The organism is Corallococcus exiguus (genome assembly GCF_009909105.1).
Taxonomy (GTDB): Bacteria; Myxococcota; Myxococcia; order Myxococcales; family Myxococcaceae; genus Corallococcus; species Corallococcus exiguus.
This window is the reverse complement of record NZ_JAAAPK010000009.1, coordinates 106,942-129,231: the sequence shown is the minus strand read 5'-3', so window position 1 is coordinate 129,231 and position 22,290 is coordinate 106,942. Positions and strand designations below refer to the sequence as shown.

Here is a 22,290-nt window from a genome sequence, read left to right as displayed (position 1 = left end):
TCCCCAAACCCTTTCAGCTCGACCTCCATCATGATCATCCCAGTGCTTCTCTCCAGCGTTCTGCTGACGCAGGCCCCCGGTGTGTCCGACCGGCCCGTTCAGACCCCCATCCCCGAGCCGAAGGTGGCTCCGGCCACCGCGTTCTCGCTGCTCTCCCTCGAGGAGGCCATCGCCCTCGCGGAGAAGCAGAGCCCCAGCCTCGACGCGGCCCGCGCGCGGCTCCAGCAGTCCCGGGAGCTGGGCAACAAGGCCTGGTCGGGCTACCTGCCCAACGTCACCGCGAGCGGTTCGTACACCCGGTACCCCAGGGACGTGTCGTTCGCGCTCCCCGGAGCGCCGGACCCCATCACATTGCAGAAGAAGGACCAGCTGGGCGGACAGCTCACCGCGCGGCAGGCGTTGATCGTCCCCACGCTGTGGCCGGCCATCCAGAACGCCTACCTGGGCGAGAAGGCGGCGGCGCTGACGGCGGAGAACACCCGGCGGGAGATCCTCTTCGCGGTGGCCCAGTCCTACCTCGGCGCCGCGAGCCTGCGGGAGGCCCTGGCGGTGAATGAGCAGCTCCTCGACGTCCGCCGGGGCTTCGAGCGCGATGCCGAGGCGCGCTTCCAGGCCGGCGACGCGGAGAAGCTGGCCGTCCTGCGCGCGACGCTGGACCGCAAGGAGGCGGAGCAGGCGGTGGTGCGCAGCCGCAACGCCTACGCCATCGCGAGGAGCGCCCTGGCCGCACTGCTCGCGCGGCCGGTGGACTTCGACGTGGCGCCACCGCAGGGCAACGCGGTCACCGTCCCCGCCGAGGCCGGTGACGCGCAGGGCGCGGAGAAGACCGCGCTGGACCGGCGGCCGGACGCGGCGGCGGCGCGCCTCAACGTGGACGTCGCGCGCGGCGGCCGGAAGCAGATCCTCTTCGAGTACCTGCCCAACCTGTACGCCAACGGCAACTACTCGGCGGCGAACACCGCCGGGCTCACCGGCCAGAGCACCACCTGGACGGCGGGGCTGTCCCTGTCGTGGACGCTGTTCGACGGCGGCCTGCGCGAGGCCAACCTGCGCGAGTCCTCCGGGAAGATCGCCGAGGCGAACGCCAACCTGCGCGGCCTGGAAGAGAAGATTCGCGATGAGGTGCGCAAGTCCCGCAGCGAGCTGGAGAGCGCGGAGGTCAACCTCAGCACGGCCGAGGAGCGGGTGAAGCTGGCCTGGGAGAGCGCGCGGCTGGCGAAGCAGAACTTCGACGCCGGGGCCACGACGTACCTCCAGGTGACGGACGTCAACGCGGCGCTCGCGAACGCCCAGCTGTCGGCCGTGGCCGAGTCGCTCAACGTGCGGCTGTCCCGCCTGGCGCTGATGCGGGCCATGGGCCTCTTCGACCCCACGGGCCACTCCCTGGTTCAGCCGTAGCCAATGGCGGACAGGTTCCTCCTGCTGGCCATGCTGCACGTCGTGGGGCTTCCTGACCCGGCCCTGGCGCAATCCTCCCCGGTGGGGTTCGGTTTCTAGCCGCCCTTCGGGGCACGGGCTCTCAACATGACTGTCTTGTCACTCATCCCCAGGCAGCGCGCGGCCGTCCTCGAAGCCGCGCGCGAAATCTTCGCACGCAGCGGCTTCCTGGAGGTCTCCCTGGGAGACATCGCGTACCGCGCGCGGCTGTCGCCGGTCCGGATGGCCGAACTCTTCAAGGGCAAGAAGGAGCTCTTCGACGCGGTGGTGGAACCGCGGCTCGCGCGTCCCCGGGCTCGCGAGGTCGCGATGCTGACGGCCATCTTCGAGGAGGGCAGGGAACAGGGCACCTTCGAGGTCCGCGACTCCCGGGCCGCCGCACGAGCGCTGGCGCTGGGGTTCCAGCACGTCGAGTGCACGCTGCTGCGCGTCGGCCTGCCGCCGGGAGCGCTCAAGCGACTCTGACGGTCCGGATTTTCCGGGGACGGTGCAAACTGCCCGTCACCATGGGAACAGCACTCGCACAGCGGCTCCTGAACGGCCGTTCGAAGCATGCGGCCGGGGCGCTGGATGCGTGCAAGCGCGGGGAGTGGGCGGAGTTCGTGAATCGGATGGCCCCGCCGAAGCCCTTCCTCTTGGGGCGGCGGGGCTACGGCCGCTGCCTGGCGCACGCCGAGCGGTCGCTTGCCGGGCCGGTGACGGTGAAGCTTATGCTCGTGCCACTGTGGGCCTGCTCGACGGAAGACGGAGCGTCCACGGAATGGGTGGCCATGCACGGCGTGGCGGAGGAGGGACAGCCCTTGTCCGAGCTGGAGGTGGGGCCTTTCATCGGCATGAAGGACGCCTCGCCCCGCGCGGACGCGCTGTGGGAGTGCACGGTGCGGCGGTGGACAGCGGCGACCGTGGTCATGAGTCGCTTCTATGCGCCGGACGCCCCGCTGGTGCTCCGGGCGGGGGACTTCGGCGTTCGTGAAGCATGGTTGGAGGAGGTGGTCTCCGTCACGGTGCGTGAAGCGGAGCCGCTCCCACGTCCGACCCGGGAGGTGCCCATGTTCACCAACGGGTTCGAGCCCCGGGTCCGGGTGTCGCCCGAGCTGGAATCCCAGATCCAGGCGATGTGCTTCACGGCGGGGGTCGTAGACGGCTGAATGAGCGGTATCCTCGCGGGAAGGAGTGATCCAGACCGATGCCAGAGTCCTTCGCGAACCCTACCCAGCTGGTCCAATGCTCCGACGCGGAGCTCGAAGCGTTGGTGGAACAGGCTGACTTCGGAAACTTCGAGCCTGGCCGGGACCTTCCGCCGCTGCGCGAACGGCTGCTCCGGCTGGAGCGCGAGCGCGGCCTCACGGAGGTCCACCGGCTCTTCTCCGAGAAGGTCCTGGCCGCGGGGGCACGGCTCGTGGAGACCCCGCGATACATCGGCGTGCAACACAGCTTCGCGCTCAGTCCGGATGGACGCCACCTCGCCATCGCGAGCGGCCGCCTCGACAAATTGCCCGGCGGAGACGTACGCATCTGGGAGCTGGCGACGGGGCGCGTGGTCGACGCCGTCGGGTTCGAGACGACGCAGGTCGGCTCCACGGGGGACCCCTCCTGCCTCCAGTGGTCGCCGTCAGGGGAGTGGCTCGGCGTCAACCTGGACGATGTCGTCGTGGGCGTGCTGAGGGCCTTCGCCGGAACCCCGCCTTCGTTCACCGCCGACGTCACCCGGCGCTGGGGCTCGCCGCCGGGGGCGGCTGTCATCAATCCCAAGACCGTGGAGAACAAGGGGCACCTGCCCGCCTGGTGCTGGTCTCCGGATGAAACCCAGCTGTTCATCTCCACCCCCGGCCCGGACGGCGCGCTGGGCTGCATCATCCCGTTCCGGGAAGGGGCCCGGGTCAACGAGGACAGTGAAGGGCTTCGCTGGTGCCCGGCCCGGTTGGACGGACGGCCTTCGAAATCGCAGCCGCATGCCTGGGTGCGGTGGAGCCCGGATGGCTCCCGCATCCATGGCTATTGCAAATACGAGTACGTGTCCGAGCCGCACCCCGACTCGGGCCAGGACGCCCATCCGTCCGCCTCCGTCATCGACGTGGGGAGCGGCGACCTCCAGTACCGCTTCGATGAGCTGAAGCTGCCGGTGGCGTTCTCGCCGGATGGTGCCCGCCTGGCCTACGGCGAGGAGCCGTCCCGGCTCGTCAACGGACACACCGGCCGCACGGTGTCCGACCTGAGCAAGGACTTCGGCGCGCGCATTCTCTCGGTCGCGGAATACGTCTGGTCCCGCGACGGCCGGCGTCTGGCCGTGCTCCTCAACGGCTACGAGTTCCCGCAGGTCCTCATCTTCGAGAACGGCAAGTTCCTGTGCCAGATGGACCTGAAGCGCCGCTCGTTCGGGCTGGCCCTCAAGAGCGGCGACCTGGGCCGCTGGGCCTGGTCGCCGGATGGCTCCATGGGCGCATGCCTGCTGCGCGAGGGAGGCATGGCCGAGCTGTGGAAGCGTGAAGGACTCAAGGTCGAGCTATGGAAGGTCGGGTCCTCGCCCAAGATGCTCCGGCGGCTCGAGGGCGCCAACGGCATCGACGGACTGGCCTGGGGCGCGGACGGAATGCTCGTGGGAGCGGGGCCCCATGCCATCGCCTTCTGGGACGTGAACACCGGAGAGCAGCGCTCCCGCTCCTCGTTGGAGTTGGAGCCGGGCCGCGTGCCACCCCCGAGCGACTGGAACCCCTGGCCGGACGAAGTCGCACGGTTCATTCCGACCGAGCGCGGCTGGGACTTCACGCGAGCACAGCCGGACGGCACCGTGGAGTGTCCTCCGGGTTCGCGGGAGAAGCTCGAGCCCCGGCTGATGTTCTCGGTGGGGGGCCGCCATGCCTGGCCCTGGCGCTGGGCCGAGGGGACCCCGTATGCGCGCTGGGAGTCCGGGGCACTTTCGCTCGTCGAGCCCCAGGCGGAGGCCGCGTTCGAGGAGCGGCGCGTCCCCGTGCCCGAAGGCGAGACGCTGGCAGCGAGAGACGCCCGGCACGGGACGTGGGGATTCCTGAAGCAATACGAGGCCCCCACGCGGCCCCTGGATCATTACAGGGCCGACCCGGTGTTCACGCACGGTCCCGCCATCAGCCGCGCCAACCTCACGCCGTATCTCGGCAAGGGGGTGATGCTGCGCCAGACGCAATATGGGACGTGGTACGCGCTCGGGGCGCTGCTCGAGGTCTCCGACGAGGGAATCCTCCTCCACCCGCGCGCTCCCATCGGCTCGTACCGCGAGCGGCTCCTGTCCTTCCGGGACATCCTCTGGATTGGACCGGCGGTGCCGCTCGACACGCCGGAGGGCTAGTGCCAGGTGCCCACGCCGAAGCCCCAGCCGAAGTAGCGGCGGGACACGTCGGCGAAGCCGCTGACGCGCCACGAGGTGTCGGGCGAGAACAAGCCGAAGACGGACCATTGGAACAGCCGCAACTCCGCGCTGGCGGTGCCATGCAGACGAGGCCCGACAGCGTCGAAGCGGCTGGGCTCCAGGTAGCTGCCCGCGCGCAGCTGCAGCCGGTTCTCGAGGGGCTCCAGCTCGGCGCCGACGCGGGGTGAAATCGAGAGGTGCCGCCCCGAGCGCTCCAACTGCTGCGACAGGAAGGAGTCGAAGCCGATGGCATTTGGCACGGAGCCGCTGATGAGCACGGACCCGGTCAGCAGCAGCTTCGAGCGTGGCAGGGCCCTGTAGCGTTCCGCGCGGTCCGGGCCCCACGGCATCTGGAGCGGGCGGTCGCCGAACTGCCAGGCGACGCCCGCTTCAATCTCCCAGGGGAGCCTGACGGAGGCGGGCAGGTAGAGGCCGGCGACCTTCACGTTGCCAGCCTCGTCCGCGGTGGTCGGGCCGCCAGGGGTGAGCCCTCCCTGGACGGGAGCCCGGAGGGTCAGCGCGGCACGCATCGGCAGCCCCATGGGCGTCCAGAGGGCACCGGCCTCCACGTTGCCGCCGAACATGCTGGCGAGCTTGTTGTTCGCGTCCTCGGCGGTGTTGATCTCCAGGGTGACCGCGCGCAGCCCCAGGCCCACCGTCAGTTCGCCATCCAGGAAGCCGCGAGCGAGCTGGAACTGGAAGCGGGTCATGCTCAGGTTGAGGAGCCGTCCATTCGCGTCCTGTCCCAAGGCATAGGTCTGCAGTGACGCGGCGCCGCCCAGTCCCCAGGGGCCCCACTGAATCAGTCCGCCAATCTGGGTGAAGATGAAGTCGTCATTGGCGAAGCCCACCGAGCCGTTGTTGTCGAAGTCGCTGGCGCGCAGCGAGCTGGGAAACGTGAAGGCCAGCGACAGGTCGTAGTCGACGTGCTTGGACGAATAGAGCGAGCGCACGGCCGGAGCCGCCGTGTTGACGCTGATGCCCTCGACGCCCTCGGCGATGGGGGCATACGCGCCGGCAAGGCCGGACACCCGCACCGGCGCCAGCACCGGGCCCTGGTACACGTCGATGGCGTAGTTCGAGCTGGTGAGCGGCGGGTTGTCCGCGAGCGCCACACCGCCGGAGAGCAGGACAGCCACGGCCGCGAGCCGGGCGAGGGAGGAGGGACGGGGAGAGGCCATGGCGGAGCGAGCTCCCGCGAGAATACATGGCCCCTGGCGAGGCGCCGTCGTCCCGTTCGCTGCAACCCGGAGCCCTTTGGCTGCACCCGTCCGGAAGTGGACCCGCTTCGGGCGTAGACTCCATCGGCCGTGGAATCCACCTCTCCCGCCGCGCCGTCCGTGCTGCTGCCACTGCTGCGCCGCGTGCCGCTGCTGATGCTCGTCTGCGCGGTGCCGGGCGTCGTCACCGCGCTCCACACCTGGATCTATGCCCAGGCCCGGGAGCCGGGCTACCCGCTCAGCCGGGCGCTGCTGGTGCAGGTGCCGCAATGGCAGTACTGGGCATTCGCCACGCCCTTCATCCTCGCGCTCGGACAGCGCTTCCGCCTGGAGCGCGGCGTCTGGCCCCGGAGCCTCGCGGTCCTCCTGGCCGCGCTCGTCGCGGTCATGGTCCCCTACGTGAGCATCATCTACTTCGCCGCCCGGGCCACGGGAGAGACGTGGCTGCTGGAGAGCACCTGGGCGCGGATGCTGCCCTTGATGATGGCCAAGTACAGCGTCCTGTCCCTGCTCATCTACGGCGGCATCCTCGCCATCGGTTACGCCGTGGACTACCACCGCCGCTTCCGCGAGGGAGAGCTGGCCCAGGCCCACCTGGAGACGCGCCTCGTGCACGCGCAGCTGGACGCCCTGCGCGCGCAGCTCCACCCGCACTTCCTCTTCAACACGCTCAACGCCATCTCCGTGCTGGTGCGCAAGCAGGACACCGCTGGCTCCATCCGCATGCTCACCGGCGTCAGTGAGCTCCTGCGCATGGCCCTCCACACCACGGGCCGCCAGCAGGTCCTCTTCCACGAGGACGTGGACTTCCTGGAGCGCTACCTCGACATCGAGCAGACCCGCTTCCAGGACCGGCTCCAGGTGGTGCGCGCCATCGACCCGGCAACGCTGGGCGCGCTCGTGCCCAGCCTCATCCTCCAGCCCCTGGTGGAGAACGCCATCAAGCACGGCATCGCCACCCGCTCCGGTCCGGGACGCGTGGAGCTGCGCGCCGCGCGCGAAGGAGCCCGGCTGGTGCTGGAGGTGCTCGACGACGGCCCCGGGCTCGCACCCGGCTGGGACCGCCAGGACGGACGCATTGGCGTGGCCAACGTGCGCGACCGCCTGCGACAGCTCTACGGCGACAGCCACGTCTTCACGCTGGAGAACCGCGACGGGGGCGGCGTGCGCGCCCGCCTGGAGCTGCCCTTCCAGTCCGCAGTGCCGGAGGCGCTCGGGGCATGAGCGCGGCCGCCGCCATCCGCACGCTCGTCGTGGATGACGAGCCCCTGGCTCGCGAGGGACTGCGCCTGCTGCTGGCCGCGGATCCGGAGGTCCGCGTGGTGGGCGAGGCCGGCAACGGGCCGGAGGCGGTGCGCCTCATCCGCGAGCACCGGCCGGACCTGGTCCTGCTGGACGTGCAGATGCCGGAGCTCAACGGCTTCGAGGTGCTCGCGCGGCTGGATGCTGGCGAAGTGCCCGCCGTCATCTTCGTCACCGCGTATGACCAGTACGCGCTGCGCGCCTTCGACATCCACGCGCTCGACTATCTCCTCAAGCCCTTCCGCGACGACCGCTTCCACGACGCCATTGGCCGCGCCAAGGCGCAGATCCGCATGGCGCGGATGTCCGACCTCAGCCAGCGGTTGATGTCCGTGCTCTCCACCTACGGCGAGCGAGACAGCACGCCCGCTCCGCCGCCCACGCCGTCCGAGCCGTGGATGCGCCGGCTGGCCATCCGCGACGCGGGCCGGGTGGTGTTCCTCGACGTGGACGAAATCGAATACATCGAGGCCGCTGACTACTACGTGCAGATTCACGCGGGCGGAAAGGCCTACCTCCACCGCGAGACGATGCAGAGCCTGGAGGAGCGCCTGGAGCCGGAGCGCTTCATGCGCATCCACCGGTCGGCCATCGTGAACGCGCGCCGCATCCGCGAGCTGCGCAGCGAGGGGCGCAGGGACCTGGTCGTGGTGCTCACCTCCGGCGCGGAGCTGCGCGTCGCCCGCAGCCACCGCGAGAAGTTCCAGCACCTGCGCTGAACGTCACGAAGCCAGGGTCGTGGAGGCACGGCGCAGCGGGAGTCGCGGCCACACCTGGCGTTCCCAGAGAATCCCTCCCAGCAGCACCGCGGCGCCGCTCCAGAGCAGCAGCGCGTTCTCATCCAGCGCATGACTGAGGACGAGCAGTCCGCCACCAGTTCCTGAAATCGCGAGCGGAGTCAGGCTGCGAAGGCGCCACGCCCTCCATGCATTCACGGCGAGTGACAGGGCGATGGCCACCCCCAGGACAAGCTGATGGGTAGACTCGGAGAGCGAGGCGCCGATCCCCACGAAGGACAGCACCTGCGCATAGGCCGAAAGGTGTCCCGGGCACACGGCACACGCCAGGAGCGGTACCCATGAAGCCCAGCGGCCCCCGGGGCGTGATGCCTCCGCCCGATGGTGGAGGCAGTCACAGGACGCACCGGGAAGCCCCCCCTCCGTCGTGACTGCGTTGTTGTCCGATTCAGGCATGGATTTGTCCCGTCAGGTGAACGCCAGGGTGGTTCCAAGTACTGCGCCACGGATTTAAATGCAACTGTGTTGCGTTTTAGGGTCTGCCCGTTCGCCGCACGGGCGGGCCGGTTCGCCGCGAGGCAGTCCCCGCCGGCTGAACACCTTCCCCGCGAGCCATTCGCGCGGGCACGGTGGCGTCCGCTCATTCTCCACGGAGGCACTCCATGCCCGCGTCATCCGCCCTGGCCCCGCGCCCGAGCGTCCTGAGGTTGTCCGCCCTCGTCCTGGGCACGCTGTTCGCGGTGGCACCCGCGAGCGCCGCGCCGAACGCGTCGTATCCGCTCCCGCCTGCTTCCTCGCGCCATGAAGCACAGGTCCAGCAGGCGCGGGCCTTCGCCCAGAAGTTGCTCAAGGACTTCCAGCTGCCGGGCCTCTCCGTGGCCGTCGCGCATCGCGGACAGGTCCTCTGGTCCGAAGGCTTTGGCTACGCGGACCTTGAGCAGGGCATCCCCGTCACCCCGCTGACCCGCTTCCGCGTGGGCAGCGTGTCCAAGGTCCTCACCGCCGCCGCGGTGGCCCGTCTGGTGGAGGAGGGGAGCTTGAACCTGGATGCCCCCATCCAGAAGTACGTGCCGTCCTTCCCCGTGAAGCCATGGCCCATCACCACGCGCCAGCTCGCCGGGCATCTGGCGGGCATCCGTCACTACCTGGACCGGGATGAAGCCATCTTCCAGGAGGCGAGGCACTTCAGCAGCCTCACCCAGGCCATGGGCCTCTTCCAGGACGACGCGCTGCTGTCCGAGCCCGGAACGGCGTACGCCTACTCCAGTTATGGCTTCAATCTGGTGGGCGCCGTGGTGGAAGGCGCCGCGCACGAGGAGTTCCTCCGCTACATGCAGCACGCTGTCTTCGAGCCGCTGGGCATGCGCCACACCGGGGCGGATCATCCCCACCAGCTGATTCCCCACCGCACGCGCTTCTATGCGAACGGCCCGGAGGGCAGCCACCAGCACGCCGCCCACGTGGACAACAGCTACAAGTGGCCCGGAGGAGGCTTCCTCTCCACCGCCGAGGACCTGGTCGTCTTCGGCTCCGCCCACCTCCAGCCCGGCTTCCTCCGCAAGGAGACGCTGGCCCTCCTCTTCACCTCGCAGAAGCTCAAGTCCGGCAAGGAGACGGGCGTGGGCCTCGGCTGGCGCATCGGTGTCTCCGCGCAGGGACGGCGCATCCTCCACCACCGGGGCGCCATCGAAGGCGGCCGCGCGATGCTGATGCTCTTCCCGGACTCCCAACTCGTCGTGGCCCTGCTGGGCAACACCTACGCGGACTTCGGGGAGGAGCAGGCAGCGCAGCTGGGGGAGATCTTCATTTCCGCGCCCCGGTGAGCCCTACGTCCGCTTCCGGCCACGGGGCTTCGACGGCGCCGGCTCGGCCAGGGTGGCAAGGGCGTCCACGAAGAGCCGGACCTTGGGGGGAAGGTTCAGCCGGCTGGGATAGACGACGTGGATGGGCCGCATCGACGCGGGCCGGGGGCCGAAGAGGACCTTCAGCCGGCCGTCCCGGATGGCCTCCTGGCAGAGGATGTCCGGCACCCGCGCGATGCCGACCCCGGCGATGGCCGCGTCGCACGCGAGCTCGCTGTCGTTCACCATCAGGACCGGATCGATCCGGGACTTCACGCCCTCGGCCTCCCACGTCTCGAACGCGCTGAATCCAATGCAGCGTGCGGAGCCCAGCTCCCTGGCGGCCGGGGGGCCGTGCTTCGACAGGAAGCGGGGGCTGGCCACGAAGCGGACCGCGCCCTCTCCCAGCTTTCGCGCCACGAGCGACGAATCATTGAGCGGGCCGATGTGGATGGCGACGTCGAACCCCTCTTCGATGAGGTGGACACGGCGGTCCGCCAGCACCAGCTCCACCCGCGCCTGGGGATAGCGACCGAGGAACTTCGAGATGACAGGCGTGAGGTAGCGCCGGCCGTAGAGCACCGGCGAGGAGACCCGGATCAGGCCGGTGGGATCCGCCTTGCCCTGCTGCACCTCGCTGTTCGCTTCTTCGATGAGCGCGGCGATGGCGGCGCAGCGCTCGGAGTACGTCACGCCTGCTCCCGTCACGCGCAGTCGCCGCGTGGTCCGCTCCAGGAGCCGTACGCCCAGCCGCTCCTCCAGGTGGCGGATGCGCTCGCTGACGGTCTGCTTGGTGATGCCGAGCTTGAGCGCCGCGCGGGTGAAGCTCTCCTCGCGGACGACTGTCGCGAAGAGGAGCATGTCGGCCGGTGGAATCATGGCCGTCAAGATTAACCTGACAATGAGTTCGCCCGGGGCCGCATTGTCCGGGTGCTCCAGCGGACGCATGGTGTGGCCTCACGCAACCCACAGGAGTGCCACCCATGAAGCTCTACTTCGCCCCCAGGACCCGAGCGGTCCGTCCCCGCTGGCTGTTGGAGGAACTCGGCGTGCCCTATGAGCTGGTCAGGCTCGACCTGTCCCGGCAGGAGAACACCACTCCTGAATACCTGGCGGTGCATCCGCTGGGAGACCTCCCCGCCCTGGTGGATGGGGACGTCACGCTGCTCGAGTCCCTGGCCATCTGTCTGCACCTGGCCGACCGGTTCCCCGAGAAGCATCTGGCGCCGCCGGTGGGGAGCGCGGAGCGCGGTCCTTATTACGGCTGGATGGTCTTCGCTGAGTTGAGCCTCGACCCCCTGGTGATGGAGTTCTACCGGGACGCGCAGTCGCCGGTGGCGCGCGAAGTCCCGGAAGGGGAGGCCGCGAAGCTCAGGACCCGGCTCACGGCCGCTCTCGACCTCATCCAAAAGGGACTCGGCGGCCGTGAATTCCTCGTGGGTGAGGCCTTCACCGCCGCCGACGTGGTGATGGCGTCCATCCTCCACCTCGCGAACACGCTGATGCTGCTCGACGGGTATCCGGAGCTGGTGGCGTACGTCAGGCGCCACTCTCAACGCCCCGCGGTGCGCAGGGCGGTCTCCGGGTGATCCGCTACCAGGTCTTCGCCGCGGCGAGCGCCTCGTTGAAATCCATGCCGTTGACCCGCATCCCCGCGAGCCAGTTGATGGAGCCCACGACGTCGAAGACGAGGCCCTGGCCCGCAGTGGCTTCGACGATGCCGGCTCCCGCCGTGTTGCCTGTGCCGACGCCGTAGGCGATGCCTGTTCCCGCGAACTCCACGCTCGCGAGGCCCGCGCCGAAGTTGTTGTCCCCGACGGAGGCCGCCACGTGGTACCGGCCATCAGGGACCTGGACCCGGAACTTCGCGCCCGTCGTCAGCACGAAGCTGGCGAGGCGTGGATCCTGGGTGCCGTTGCGGTCGCCTCGGGTCTGGAGTCCGCCCGCGCCCTGCCAGCCCCAACCGCGCGCCGCATCGAAGGCGGAGTCGTCCGCCACCGCCCAGCCCGACACCAGCGGCGCTCCGGGAGGCTGGAAGTTCAAGGCGATCAGATCGAGCGTCGCGTTCGGAATGACGTCCAGGGCCGCCTGGGCTTCGACCGTCCCGACCTTCGCGTGGAGCGTCGTGGTGCCCTCCGAGAGTCCCTGGACCGTGCCGTGGGCCACCGTGGCGATGGCCGGAGCGTCGGAGCTCCAGGTGGCCTCGCAGGTGACGTCGCGCGTGAAGACGTCGGTGCCGCGGTGGAAGGAGCCCACGGCCTTGATGCCCGCCGACCTGCCACGAACCACCTTGAGCGTCGGTGGAGGCTGGATCTGCAACGCTTCGAGCACGACGTCGCCCGCCATCGGCACCACTTCGAGCTCCAGCGCCCCCACCAGCGCACGCCGGGTGAGCGGGTCGGTGTAGCTGGCCTGCAGCCGTGCCCGGCCCGGGTTGAGGGCCCGGAAGCTACCGACCGCGTCCACGGTCGCCACCATCGGATCGAGCGAGCTGAACGTGACTTCGGAGGTTGCGGCGACCGAGGTCCCGTCCTGGAACACCGCCGTCACCTGGAGCTTGCCACCCATCCCCACCTCGACCGGCGCGGTGGACGCGGTCACGTCGATGCGCCGCAAGAGTCGAGCGGGCCTTGGATCGAGCCGGTACACGAAGACATGGGTGTCGACGGTGTTCACGACCACGAAGACATTCAGGCTCGGCACGTAGCGGAACCGGCCATAGGTCCCGTTCATGTTGGCCGGACCGGGCACCACCGTGCTGAGCGCCGTGTGCTTCGTCCAGACGCGGGTGTCCAGGTCCAGCGAGTAGACGTCACCGCCACCCTTCCACGCGACGATGCGGTCGGTCACCGCGTCGTAGTCGACGCCGGGATTGCCCCCGTCTTCGATCTCCCGGGCGCCCGTGGTGGCGAGCCGCACGCGCTTCGGAACGAACTTCCCCAGCGCGTCGATGGCCGTGGTGTCGGTGACGCCCTGTCCAATCTCGACGTAGAGCTTGCGCCGCGGGTCGACGACCGCGTTCTTGTAATAGCCCTGCTGATCCGCCTCGCCACGGATCGTCCACTTGCCGGTGACAGGATCCCAGAACGACAGCGCCTGCGAGCCGGCGTGGTACCAGACGACGCGCGTGTTGGGGTCGTAGGCGCTGTTGGCGCCGGTGCGTGTCCCCAGCTGCGGAAGGTCGGGGTGGTTCTCCCAGCGGTTCGTGTCGAGGTTGAGCGCCGTCTGCGGCCAGCCATCCCAACCAATCGCGAGGAACCGGTCGAAGGGCGGCGGCAGGTACTCGAGCCCGTCATACGTGTGGATGGCGCAGTTGACCCCCAGCGCGCGGTCGGGGCACTCCTGCCCGGAGCCGACGGGATCCGGATCGGTCAGGCGCACCCACGCGCCCGTCCGGAGGTCGAAGCCGTAGATCTCATTGCCGTAGTAGCCGTTGTGGCCGCCGCCGGAGATGTAGAGCCGGTCGCGCTGGGTGTCGAACGCACCGCTCGACCAGTCGTCCATGATGCCGCTGATGCCCTCGCCCAGACCGAGCCACGGGTACAGGGAAGGGGACAGCGCGGAGGCCCGCAGGTTCGACGCCGGAAACTCGTACCAGTGTCCCGGTGCCAGCGCGGAGAACACATCCGGCGGAGGCACGGGGATGGTCACCGTCACCGGATTCGACGGGAGGCTCTCGCCGCCTTCGTCAGTGAGCGCGGTGACGGTGTACGTGTACGTCTCGCCCGGGACGACCGGACGGTGGGCGAAGGACGGCCGAAGCACCTGACCGACCAGCGCCAGGCCCCGCAGCACGCGGTAGCGTTTGACCAACGCATCCGGCGACGGCTCCCACGTCAGCGCGACTTCGAAGGAGGAGACGCTGGCCGCGGCGAGGTTCGTCGGCGGGGCAGGGCGCGCGGGCTGCTCGCCGCACGAGACGACTCCAGCATCGACGCCGGCATCGGAGCCCGCATCGACGCCTGCGTCCGTGTCCACGACAACGCCGCCGCCATCCGGACCGCCGACAGTGCCGGTGCAACCGGCCGCGCCCAGAAGCAACACACCGATGGCAAGGGTCCGAACGAGCAGCGAAGAGATCATGTTGGCGCCATTCTATCGTGTGGCTGCCCGCGGCCCTGGTGGGCTCGGCGCTGTTCGGCCACGCGCTCCTGTTCCGCCGGCCCTGGATGCAGCGCATTCCTTGAGCACCAGACGGCCAGGCGGCCCGCCTGGGCACCGCCAGGAATCGTATATGCCTTGACGGGTATATGAAGTCGTGGGCATAGATGGGGCATGGAATCATCGTTCGCGATCATCGCGGAGCCGAACCGCCGGGCCATCCTCAGCCTGCTGGCGGCGTCGGAGCACTCCGTCGGCGAAATCGAGCACCAGCTGCGGATGCCTCAGACGTCGGTGTCCAAGCACCTCCGCGTGCTGCGCGACGCCGGCTTCGTGGAGTCGCGCGTCGACGCTCAACGGCGCGTCTATCGCATCCGGCCGGAGCCGCTCATGGAGGTCGATGAGTGGCTCGCGCCGTTCCGTCGCTTCTGGGCGGCCCACGTGGACGCGCTCGAACGCCATCTCGACCGGATGGACCAGGAACCCGAACCCAAGAAGGGAAAGAAACGATGAGCCACCGTGCGAAGTACACGCCCGGCCCCGCGGCCGGAGCCAGTGTCCAGAAGGCAGGCGACAAGTGGACGCTCGTCCTCGTCCGGGACCTGCGTCATCCCCCGGCGAAGGTGTGGAAGGCGCTGACCGACCCCGCGCACCTGGCTGAATGGGCGCCGTTCGACGCGGACCGGAACATGGCCAGCGTGGGGCCGGTGAAGCTCTCCACGGTCGGTGCGCCGACGCCCATGGTCGCCGAGACCACCGTGAGGCGGGCGGAAGAGCCGAAGCTGCTCGAGTACAGCTGGGGGCAGCAGGACCTGCGCTGGGAGCTGGAGGCGACGGGCGTCGGCGGTACCCGGCTCACGCTCTGGCACAACATCGACCGGGGCTTCATCTCGTGGGGCGCCGCGGGCTGGCACATCTGCTTCGACGTGCTCGAGCAGCTCCTCTCAGGCGACCCCATGGGCCGCATCGTGGGGCCCGATGCGATGCAGTACGACTGGCAGCGCTTGAACTCCGAGTACGCGGAGCAGTTCGGGGTCCAGAGTCCCACCTGGAAGGCCAGCAACTCGAAGGAGTGAAGGAACACCCCATGGAATCGACCCTGCCGAAGCCGGCGCTCGTCGCCGCCAGGACGTCCCCCAAAGCCGTGACCATCACCTTCTGGATCGCCACCGCGCTCTTCTGCCTGGAGATGGGCTTCACCGCCTACGCGCAGTTGAACCTGCGGGATGCGGCGGAGGGGTTCACCCGGCTCGGCTTCCCCAGCTACTTCCGGGTGGAACTGGCGTGGGCCAAGTTGCTCGGAATCCTGGTGCTGCTCGCACCGGTGCCGGCGCGCCTCAAGGAGTGGGCCTACGCCGGCTTCGCCATCAATCTCGTCTCGGCGCTCATCGCCCACTTCGCAATGGGAGATGGCCCGGAGGCGTGGGCCTTCGCGGCGGTCACCGGCGTGCTCTGGGTGCTCTCGTACGGCTCCTGGCGCAGCCTGCAGGCGGGGCGGGCATGAAGAAGGCCGTCGCGACGGAGTCCGCGTCCAAGTTGATCGACCAGCGGATCCAGGACCTGGGGGACTGGCGTGGGAAGACGCTCGCGAAGGTGCGCGCGCTCATCCACGCAGCGGACCCCGAGGTCGTCGAGGAGTGGAAGTGGATGGGGACCCCTGTCTGGTCCCACGACGGCATCATCTGCACGGGCGAGTCGTACAAGGCCGCCGTCAAGCTGACGTTCATCAAGGGGGCCGCGTTGAATGACGCTTCAGGGCTCTTCAACTCCAGCCTCGACGGGAACGTCCGGCGCGCCATCGACATCCACGAAGGCGACAAGATCAACGAAGCAGCCTTCAAGGCGCTCATCCGCGCCGCGGTGGTGCTCAACCTCGAAGGCAAGAGCAAGCCGAAGGCCTCGCGAGCGAAGCGCAAGCCAGGTCCAAAGTAACTGTGAGAGGCTTACCGGACGGCCGCATCCCCCTCCGCAGGAGAGCCTCCGATGCTTCGTCCCGCTGTCCGGAAGCCTTTCATCCCGTTGACCCTGGCCACCGTGCTGATGGCGCTCGGTGTCCTGCTCATCGCGCCGCCCGCGTGGGCGGAGAAGCCCGCGAAGCCCACGTCCCGGCCCGCGGACCGGCACTACATCCGCAAGGTCGACCAGTCCTCCGTCGCCAAGGACAAGAACACCGTCATCGAGTCGCGGGTCGATGTCAGCCGGGATGTGAAGGACATCAACGACGGCAAGGCCAAGAAGGGCAGCGATTCGGGGACCGTGACCTGGACGCTTGGCGGGCGGACCTATGGGGCCCACGACAATGGTACGCTGTATCCCATCCGTGGCACCGGGTTCCATGAGCTGAACCGCTCGGCCTTCAAGGCATTGGGGGTCTACAACAAGTTTGACGACACCCCGCGCGCCAAGGAGATCCTGGACAAGATGGGCACGTCCCAGGGCGACAGGAAGGCCGCGCTCAAGGCGCACAAAGCGGGTTGAGAGGGAGAGCCATGCAGCCGGAAAGACAGGTTGTCGGATTCATCGCGCGGGGCGCCGTGGAGGAAGCTCGCCTCTTCGACAGCATCGGCCGCGCGCTCGGTCTCCCTCCCGAAGGTGTGGCGCGCTTCGACGTGGACGGCCCCTCGGATGCGGCGGTGCTCGTCGAGACCGCGCTCCGGTCCAAAGGCTTCCGCACGGATGTGACCCTCTACGTCGATGTCTCCCGCACTCGAGAGTCCTCGGGGCTCACGTCGGTGGAGGTGGCCACCCGGGTCGCCGCACTGCTTGGCGAGGAGCTCCTTGTCTCTCCTCCCGCGGACGATCCGGCGGTCGCCACCTCCTGGTTCCTCGTCACGCCCGAAGGCAAGCGCTTCCGGGCCAGTGAAGCCTCTTCCGGTCATGACGAGGACGACGAGGACTCCGTCGATATCGACCGGGCCTCCCTGCGCCCCCTGTAGCGGTATCGGGGCGGGGGAGCCCGCGTCACCAGGGAATGACGCCCTGGTCGTCCGAGTAGGTGCCCGTGGGGCCGTCCGGTCCGAGGAGCGCCATGCGCACGGGCGCGCGCGCGGCCTGCTCGACGGTGCGGGTACCCTGGAAGTTGTTGAGATCCGTGGCGGTGAAGCCCGGGCACACCGCGTTCACCTTGATGCGGGTCGACTCCAGGTCCAGGGCGAAGGCGAGCGTGATGGCGTTGAGGGCCGACTTCGACGACGAGTAGACCCCGTACATCGCGCGGTACGGGTTCGCCGGGTCCGAGTTGTTCGTGAGAGAGCCGACCCCGCTCGAGACGTTGACGATGCGCCCCGCCGGCGCTTCCCGAAGGAGCGGGAGCATCGCTTGCGTGACGGCGATCACTCCGAACACGTTCGTCTCGAACACCGCGCGGAACTCGTCGAGCGGCGCGACGGTCGCACGGCCCGCCTTCGCGCGCTCCGCCAGCGGCTGGCCCTGCTTGGGCGCCTGCCTGCCCGAACGGGCGATGCCCGCGTTGTTCACGAGCACGTCCAGTCGCCCCAGCTCCTGTCGGATGCGCTCCGCCGCGGCCGAGATCGACTTCGCGTCCGTGACGTCGAGCGCGAGCGCACGGGCGTCACCGGCGACGGTCTTCGCCGCTGCCTCGCCACGGGCGAGGTCACGTGAGCCGACGAGCACCGTGAAGCCGTGCGCGGCGAGGTCCTTGGCGATCCGCAGTCCGATGCCCTTGTTTGCCCCGGTGACGAGGGCGACTTGTTTGTCGTTCATGCCCGGGGAGATACGGGGGCAGGTGGCACGCGCGCTTGGCGCTTCTTGGCGGAGATTTCGTGCCAAGAAACGCCAAGCCAGGGCCGCCGAAGCTCCTTACACTGAGGGGATGTTCACCCTCGACGCGATCCCGGTCTCGGTCCCTGGCCTCCGGGCCGTGCGCATGACGACCGACCTGCTTCGCGTCGGCATGAAGGAATTCCACGCGTCCATGCGCATCGAGCGCGGGCGCAGCGAGTGGTGGGGGAGGGGCCGGGTCTGGACTGGCGGGCCCGGCGAGATCCACCTGAAGCAGCCGGGCGACGTGCACCGCGACGTCGCGCACGACGGGACGATGACCTACCAGGCCGTCGTGCTGCCCGAGCGCGACATCGAGCGCATCCGCCATGAGGGGAAGGTCGTCGCGCATCCCCACTTCAAGCCCGGCGACGAGCGGGGCCTTGCCTTCCAGCGTCTCCACGACGCGGTCGCCGCGGGCGCGGATCGCCTTACGCTGGAGGTCGCGGTGGTCGAAGCCGTGGAGGCGTTCACGGTCTTGAGGGGCGCCACGCCGGACCACACGCGGCCGGTGCGACGGGCGATGGAGTACCTCCGCGAGCGCGTGGGGGACGCCATCACGCTGGATGACCTCGCGGACCATGCCGGCTACGACAAGTTCCATCTCTGCCGCGCGTTCCGCGCCCAGGTCGGGATGCCGCCGCACGCGTACCTCATGCACCTGCGCATCGCATGGGCGAAGGTGTTGCTCGAAAGCGGCCTCCGGGCGTCGGAGGTCGCGACGCGCGTCGGCTTCTACGACCAGAGTCAGCTGAACCGCCACTTCCGGCGCATCGTCGGAACGACTCCAGCGCGATACGCGAGCACGAGGCCGGAGTGGCGCATCCAGGCGTAGCCGCTCGATGAGCCCTAGGGCAGCAGGGTGATGCGATTGAGCGCGGGGGTGGGCAAGGGGCTCGCCATACTGCTGTGCGCCTTCAGGTATGCCTCCAGCGCGTCGCTGTCCACGGCACCACCCAGCCGGTTCGTCCCCTCGGCGAACACCGGGAAGCCATCACTCCCACTCGCGAGGTAGTTGTTCGCGGTGACGCGGTACTCCGCCGTCAGGCTCACTGGCACGCCGTTGATCCGGATGGACGCCGGGTCGACGCGGCTTCCGATGGGCGCCGACGCGCTGAACGCATAGGTGAAGCCCGCCGACGGAAGCAGCATGAGGGTGGCTCCCGACGGCCGCCACTGCCGCTCCAGCAGTTGCTCGATTTGCGCGCCCGTCAGCGTCAGGGTGACCAGGCTGTTGCCGAACGGCTGCGTGGTGAAGGCCTCGCCGTAGGTGACCTCGCCCTGGGCGATGTTCGCGCGCATGCCGCCCGGGTTCATGAAGGCCACCTGCGCCCCACCCAGGTTCGCGGGCTTCGTCGCCTCCAGATGCGAGTCCGCGATGACGAAGCCCAGGGTGGACTGGCCCGCGGAGTCCGTCTGTGTCCTGAGCGTCTGCGACACCCATCCGATGACCCGGTTGGCCCTCGGCGTGACGAGCTCCTGGTACTTCGTCACCAGCTCCTTCACCGCGCCGACCTCCTGCACGTCGCGAGTGACGATGACGTTGTTCGCTCGCGCCTCCAAGACGTCGCCCGTCGCCTTGCTCAACGTCAGGTCGATGTCCGTGACGAGCTGCCCCATCGACGAGGCGCTCGTGACGACCTTGCCATCGATGACGCAGTTGTAGGCCTGATGCGTGTGGCCGCTGACGATGACATCCACCGCGTCGTTGAGGCCCTTGGCCATGCCCACGATGGCACCTGAGATGAGGCCGTCCGCACCCGCGCCCTTGCATTCGTTCACCAGCGAGCCCGAGGTCGGAATTCCGCCCTGGTGCACCACCACGATGATGGCTTCGACGCCCTGCCGCCGCAGCTCCGGCACCAGCGCGTTCACCGTCTGCACTTCGTCCTTGAAGGTGAGCCCCGCCACGCCCGTGGGTATGACGCTTTCCGGCGTGTTCTCCAACGTCATGCCGATGAAGGCCACCTTCACGCCCTCGAACTCGCGCACGTCGTAGCGGGGGAACAGCGTGCGGTCCACGCTCGTAGCCACGTTGGCCGCCAGGAACTTGAACTTCGCGCCCGGGAAGCCATCCCCGTCCAGGCAGCCATCCACCGGGTGGCAGCCGCCCGACTGCATGCGCAACAGCTCCGTGCTGCCCTCGTCGAACTCGTGGTTGCCCACCGCGACCAGGTCCAGGCCAATCAGGTTCATCGCCTCGACGGTGGGCTCGTCGTGGAAGAGCCCCGACAGCAGCGGGGAGGCGCCGATGAGGTCTCCCGCCGCTACCACCACCGTGTTCGGATTGGTGGCCCGCAGGGCCGCGATGTGCCGGGCGAAGTACGTCACGCCGCCCGCGTTCACCCGCACCTGTCCACCGTCGGGGGCCACGCCCGTCAGAATCTGGCCCGCGGGCTCCTCGAGCTGCCCGTGGAAGTCATTGAACGCGAGCACCTGCACGCTCACCGTGGTGGGACCCGCGTCGGGCGTCCCCGCGTCGGGCATCCCCGAGTCGGGCATCCCCGAGTCGGGCATCCCCGAGTCGGGCATCCCCGAGTCCGTGCCGGAATCCGGGGGCGGCACCTGGACGGAATGCTGCTCACAGCGCTTGTCCTCGCAGACCCACTCCGTGTTCGAAGCCGGCGGTCCCTTGTCTTCACGGCAGCCGGCGGCGTCCTGGCACTCGTCACCTCCGCAGCCGCCATGGGCGAAGAGGAACATGCCGGTGACGAACGCTCCGGCGAGCAGGAAGACGCTGGGACGCGCTCCCTGAAGTGACGAGCGCGGTGTGGCTTGTGGCATCGACGGAACTCCAACGAACAGGGAGGGGGAGCCTACTCTGGTTCGTGGACGATGGCGCGACTTCATGGCGGCACGGCGCATCCGGCAAGGGGCGCAGCGTCACGATGTTACCGAGGCACGCGCCGCAACCGCTTTGACCTCAGGCGACTCGCGGTCGTCCAAAACCTCGAGGTCGCCGCGCGTTACCAACTCGCAGCGTGACCTGACCTGTTCGGCGCTCTAGGGCCGCGTGACGTGCACGAGGCTCGTCATCGCGTCCACGTACAGGGGCGTGTCGTCGGCGTACAGCGGCAGCAGCGGGGTGACCGACACCTGGTTGAGCTTCGTCTTGCGGACCTGCTGCGTGGCCGGGTCCTTGAACACGGCATACGGGACATCCTGGATGACGTAGGGCTCGCCGTTCACGTGGCCGATGATCATCAGCACATGGCCGGGGACGACGACGAGGTCGCCCACCTCCGCCTGTTCCAGCGCGCGCACCCGTTCGGCGTGTGAGTCCTGCGCCGTGAAGAGGCGGTGGTTCATCGCCGCGCTCTTCCCTTGCATCCCGGAGTTGGGCGGCAGGAGCAGCCCCATGCTGCGGTACACCTCGCTGGTCAGGCCGCTGCAGTCGCGCGCATTGAACTGGTGCCCCCAGCCGTAGCGCTCGCCGAGGAACTTGAAGGACTGGCGGAGGATGTTGGCGCGGGTCAGCGGCAGATAGCCCGGCGCGGTGTCGGCGGTCCGGCGCAGCAGCACGCTCCGGAAGGCCAGCGAGCCGTCTTCTTCGCGCACCGGCAACTGCACCGGCCATGAGGCATAGCTGCTGGCGCCATTGACGGGCTCGCCGGGCGACACGTCAGCTCGTGGCAGCGCGACCCCCATGTCGAGCTCCAGCTCGGACACCCCCGGCGCTTCCGGCGTGAAGACCGTGCGCACCTGGTCGCCGGTGACGACGCGCCCAGGCGCCTTCGCCACGTAGGAGAACACCGCGTCCGCCGTGCCTTCCGCGATGTCGCCGCGCTGGACCCACGCGGGACCCTGCGTCGTCTGGACGAACAGCCATTGCTGGTCCGCGCTCTGATGCGCGATGACGACCGGCTCGCCCGGGAACAGGACGCCGGCCTGAAGGCTCTCGTAGTCGCGCAGGTCTTCCGAAGCGAAGAACCGCTGGCCGGACGGCAGCGAGCGCAGATATGTGCGCCGCACGCTGAGGCCATGGCGCGCGGCGGTGGTTTCAGGGATGTGCTCGGCCGACGCGTTCTGGCGAAGCTCGTCGAGCATCGCCTCCGTCACGGGGCGGCCCTGCTCGTTGATGGCCGCTTTGATGGGCGTCTGCTGCGCATCCCTGACCCAGCCCGCGACCTGTGCCCGTGTCAGCGTGGCGGGGATGGCCTTCAGGTCGATCAGTCCGCCTTCCGGACCGAACGCGAGTTCGCGCTTCGCCGCCACCTGGCCGGCATCGAGCAGCACCACATCGGGAGACGGCGCGCGGCGGATCCAGAACTCGGGCGACAGCATGTCTTCGCTGAACGCGGGCACCCCGGACGGAGACACCGCGAGCGCGGACGGCGCGGCGCAGGCGGCGAGGCTTGCCGCGGCCCCCATCACCGCGAGCGAAAGCACGCGCATGCGCCACATCTGAGGAGAAGGGAAGGCCAGGTGGCACATGGGTTCTGCTCCCGCTGAAGATCGGTTGCTCTCCTATCGGGAGAACGAACTCTCAG

General features: G+C 69.1%; 22 protein-coding genes. 15 read left to right on the top strand and 7 right to left on the bottom strand.

What is annotated here, in order from left to right:
- Window positions 1-30: 30 nt before the first annotated feature.
- From GTZ93_RS29335 to GTZ93_RS29320, 4 genes are all read left to right on the top strand, one after another.
- Window positions 31-1,398: a TolC family protein gene (locus GTZ93_RS29335; RefSeq protein WP_139915055.1), complete on the top strand. Its 1,368-nt coding sequence runs from the start codon at window positions 31-33 to the stop codon at window positions 1,396-1,398.
- 126 nt (window positions 1,399-1,524) lie between these two features.
- Window positions 1,525-1,902 (top strand): TetR/AcrR family transcriptional regulator, encoded by a 378-nt coding sequence (locus GTZ93_RS29330; RefSeq protein ID WP_139915054.1) that lies wholly within the window; start codon window positions 1,525-1,527, stop codon window positions 1,900-1,902.
- Between the two features lie 41 nt (window positions 1,903-1,943).
- The gene (locus tag GTZ93_RS29325; RefSeq protein ID WP_139915053.1) at window positions 1,944-2,585 is read left to right on the top strand and encodes a hypothetical protein; all 642 of its coding nucleotides are present in this window, start codon (window positions 1,944-1,946) and stop codon (window positions 2,583-2,585) included.
- Between the two features lie 38 nt (window positions 2,586-2,623).
- Window positions 2,624-4,759, top strand: coding sequence for a WD40 repeat domain-containing protein (locus GTZ93_RS29320; RefSeq protein WP_139915052.1), 2,136 nt, complete (start codon window positions 2,624-2,626; stop codon window positions 4,757-4,759).
- Here the strand turns inward: GTZ93_RS29320 and GTZ93_RS29315 are convergent.
- Window positions 4,756-6,000: a hypothetical protein gene (locus GTZ93_RS29315; protein WP_139915051.1), complete on the bottom strand. Its 1,245-nt coding sequence runs from the start codon at window positions 5,998-6,000 to the stop codon at window positions 4,756-4,758. The genes GTZ93_RS29320 and GTZ93_RS29315 overlap by 4 nt on opposite strands.
- Before the next feature lie 129 nt (window positions 6,001-6,129).
- Between GTZ93_RS29315 and GTZ93_RS29310 the strand changes: the two genes are divergently transcribed.
- Together GTZ93_RS29310 and GTZ93_RS29305 are read left to right on the top strand one after the other, a co-directional pair.
- Window positions 6,130-7,263: a sensor histidine kinase gene (locus tag GTZ93_RS29310; protein ID WP_139915050.1), complete on the top strand. Its 1,134-nt coding sequence runs from the start codon at window positions 6,130-6,132 to the stop codon at window positions 7,261-7,263.
- The gene (locus GTZ93_RS29305; protein ID WP_139915049.1) at window positions 7,260-8,060 is read left to right on the top strand and encodes a LytR/AlgR family response regulator transcription factor; all 801 of its coding nucleotides are present in this window, start codon (window positions 7,260-7,262) and stop codon (window positions 8,058-8,060) included. The genes GTZ93_RS29310 and GTZ93_RS29305 overlap by 4 nt, the downstream gene beginning before the upstream one ends.
- 3 nt (window positions 8,061-8,063) lie before the next feature.
- Here GTZ93_RS29305 and GTZ93_RS29300 read toward each other — a convergent pair whose 3' ends face one another.
- On the bottom strand, window positions 8,064-8,396 hold the full coding sequence (locus GTZ93_RS29300; RefSeq protein ID WP_139915048.1) for a hypothetical protein: 333 nt from the start codon (window positions 8,394-8,396) through the stop codon (window positions 8,064-8,066).
- 344 nt (window positions 8,397-8,740) lie between these two features.
- Between GTZ93_RS29300 and GTZ93_RS29295 the strand changes: the two genes are divergently transcribed.
- Window positions 8,741-9,901, top strand: coding sequence for a serine hydrolase domain-containing protein (locus GTZ93_RS29295; protein ID WP_139915047.1), 1,161 nt, complete (start codon window positions 8,741-8,743; stop codon window positions 9,899-9,901).
- A gap of 3 nt (window positions 9,902-9,904) precedes the next feature.
- Here GTZ93_RS29295 and GTZ93_RS29290 read toward each other — a convergent pair whose 3' ends face one another.
- Window positions 9,905-10,798, bottom strand: a complete 894-nt coding sequence (locus tag GTZ93_RS29290) for a LysR family transcriptional regulator (RefSeq protein WP_167548475.1) — start codon at window positions 10,796-10,798, stop codon at window positions 9,905-9,907.
- Between the two features lie 104 nt (window positions 10,799-10,902).
- Here GTZ93_RS29290 and GTZ93_RS29285 point away from each other — a divergent pair, with 104 nt between their 5' ends.
- Window positions 10,903-11,508 (top strand): glutathione S-transferase family protein, encoded by a 606-nt coding sequence (locus tag GTZ93_RS29285; protein ID WP_139915045.1) that lies wholly within the window; start codon window positions 10,903-10,905, stop codon window positions 11,506-11,508.
- Window positions 11,509-11,512: 4 nt separating this feature from the next.
- Here GTZ93_RS29285 and GTZ93_RS29280 read toward each other — a convergent pair whose 3' ends face one another.
- Window positions 11,513-14,002: a fibronectin type III domain-containing protein gene (locus GTZ93_RS29280; protein ID WP_139915044.1), complete on the bottom strand. Its 2,490-nt coding sequence runs from the start codon at window positions 14,000-14,002 to the stop codon at window positions 11,513-11,515.
- A gap of 192 nt (window positions 14,003-14,194) precedes the next feature.
- On the opposite strand from GTZ93_RS29280, the gene GTZ93_RS29275 reads away from it, so the two are divergent.
- Genes GTZ93_RS29275 through GTZ93_RS29250 form a run of 6 tightly spaced genes read left to right on the top strand, consistent with a single transcriptional unit; the run spans window position 14,195 to window position 16,956 of the window.
- Window positions 14,195-14,533: an ArsR/SmtB family transcription factor gene (locus tag GTZ93_RS29275; protein ID WP_120616531.1), complete on the top strand. Its 339-nt coding sequence runs from the start codon at window positions 14,195-14,197 to the stop codon at window positions 14,531-14,533.
- Window positions 14,530-15,096, top strand: a complete 567-nt coding sequence (locus GTZ93_RS29270) for an SRPBCC family protein (protein ID WP_120580551.1) — start codon at window positions 14,530-14,532, stop codon at window positions 15,094-15,096. The genes GTZ93_RS29275 and GTZ93_RS29270 overlap by 4 nt, the downstream gene beginning before the upstream one ends.
- 11 nt (window positions 15,097-15,107) lie before the next feature.
- Entirely contained in the window at window positions 15,108-15,524 is a 417-nt protein-coding gene (locus tag GTZ93_RS29265) for a DoxX family protein (RefSeq protein ID WP_139915043.1), read from the top strand.
- On the top strand, window positions 15,521-15,952 hold the full coding sequence (locus tag GTZ93_RS29260; protein ID WP_139915042.1) for a DUF1801 domain-containing protein: 432 nt from the start codon (window positions 15,521-15,523) through the stop codon (window positions 15,950-15,952). The genes GTZ93_RS29265 and GTZ93_RS29260 overlap by 4 nt, the downstream gene beginning before the upstream one ends.
- A 51-nt stretch (window positions 15,953-16,003) precedes the next feature.
- The gene (locus GTZ93_RS29255) at window positions 16,004-16,498 is read left to right on the top strand and encodes a hypothetical protein (RefSeq protein WP_139915041.1); all 495 of its coding nucleotides are present in this window, start codon (window positions 16,004-16,006) and stop codon (window positions 16,496-16,498) included.
- A gap of 11 nt (window positions 16,499-16,509) precedes the next feature.
- Window positions 16,510-16,956 carry a hypothetical protein gene (locus GTZ93_RS29250; RefSeq protein ID WP_139915040.1) on the top strand — a complete coding sequence of 149 codons (447 nt, stop codon included), beginning with the start codon at window positions 16,510-16,512 and terminating at the stop codon, window positions 16,954-16,956.
- A gap of 25 nt (window positions 16,957-16,981) precedes the next feature.
- Here GTZ93_RS29250 and GTZ93_RS29245 read toward each other — a convergent pair whose 3' ends face one another.
- Window positions 16,982-17,743, bottom strand: coding sequence for an SDR family oxidoreductase (locus GTZ93_RS29245; RefSeq protein ID WP_139915039.1), 762 nt, complete (start codon window positions 17,741-17,743; stop codon window positions 16,982-16,984).
- A gap of 163 nt (window positions 17,744-17,906) precedes the next feature.
- Here GTZ93_RS29245 and GTZ93_RS29240 point away from each other — a divergent pair, with 163 nt between their 5' ends.
- The gene (locus tag GTZ93_RS29240; RefSeq protein ID WP_257978909.1) at window positions 17,907-18,635 is read left to right on the top strand and encodes a helix-turn-helix transcriptional regulator; all 729 of its coding nucleotides are present in this window, start codon (window positions 17,907-17,909) and stop codon (window positions 18,633-18,635) included.
- Window positions 18,636-18,649: 14 nt separating this feature from the next.
- Here GTZ93_RS29240 and GTZ93_RS29235 read toward each other — a convergent pair whose 3' ends face one another.
- A complete protein-coding gene (locus GTZ93_RS29235; protein ID WP_139915037.1) occupies window positions 18,650-20,584 on the bottom strand; it encodes a bifunctional metallophosphatase/5'-nucleotidase in 1,935 nt (644 codons plus the stop codon).
- Window positions 20,585-20,803: 219 nt separating this feature from the next.
- The gene (locus tag GTZ93_RS29230) at window positions 20,804-22,195 is read right to left on the bottom strand and encodes an SH3 domain-containing protein (protein ID WP_139915036.1); all 1,392 of its coding nucleotides are present in this window, start codon (window positions 22,193-22,195) and stop codon (window positions 20,804-20,806) included.
- Window positions 22,196-22,290: the final 95 nt, after the last annotated feature.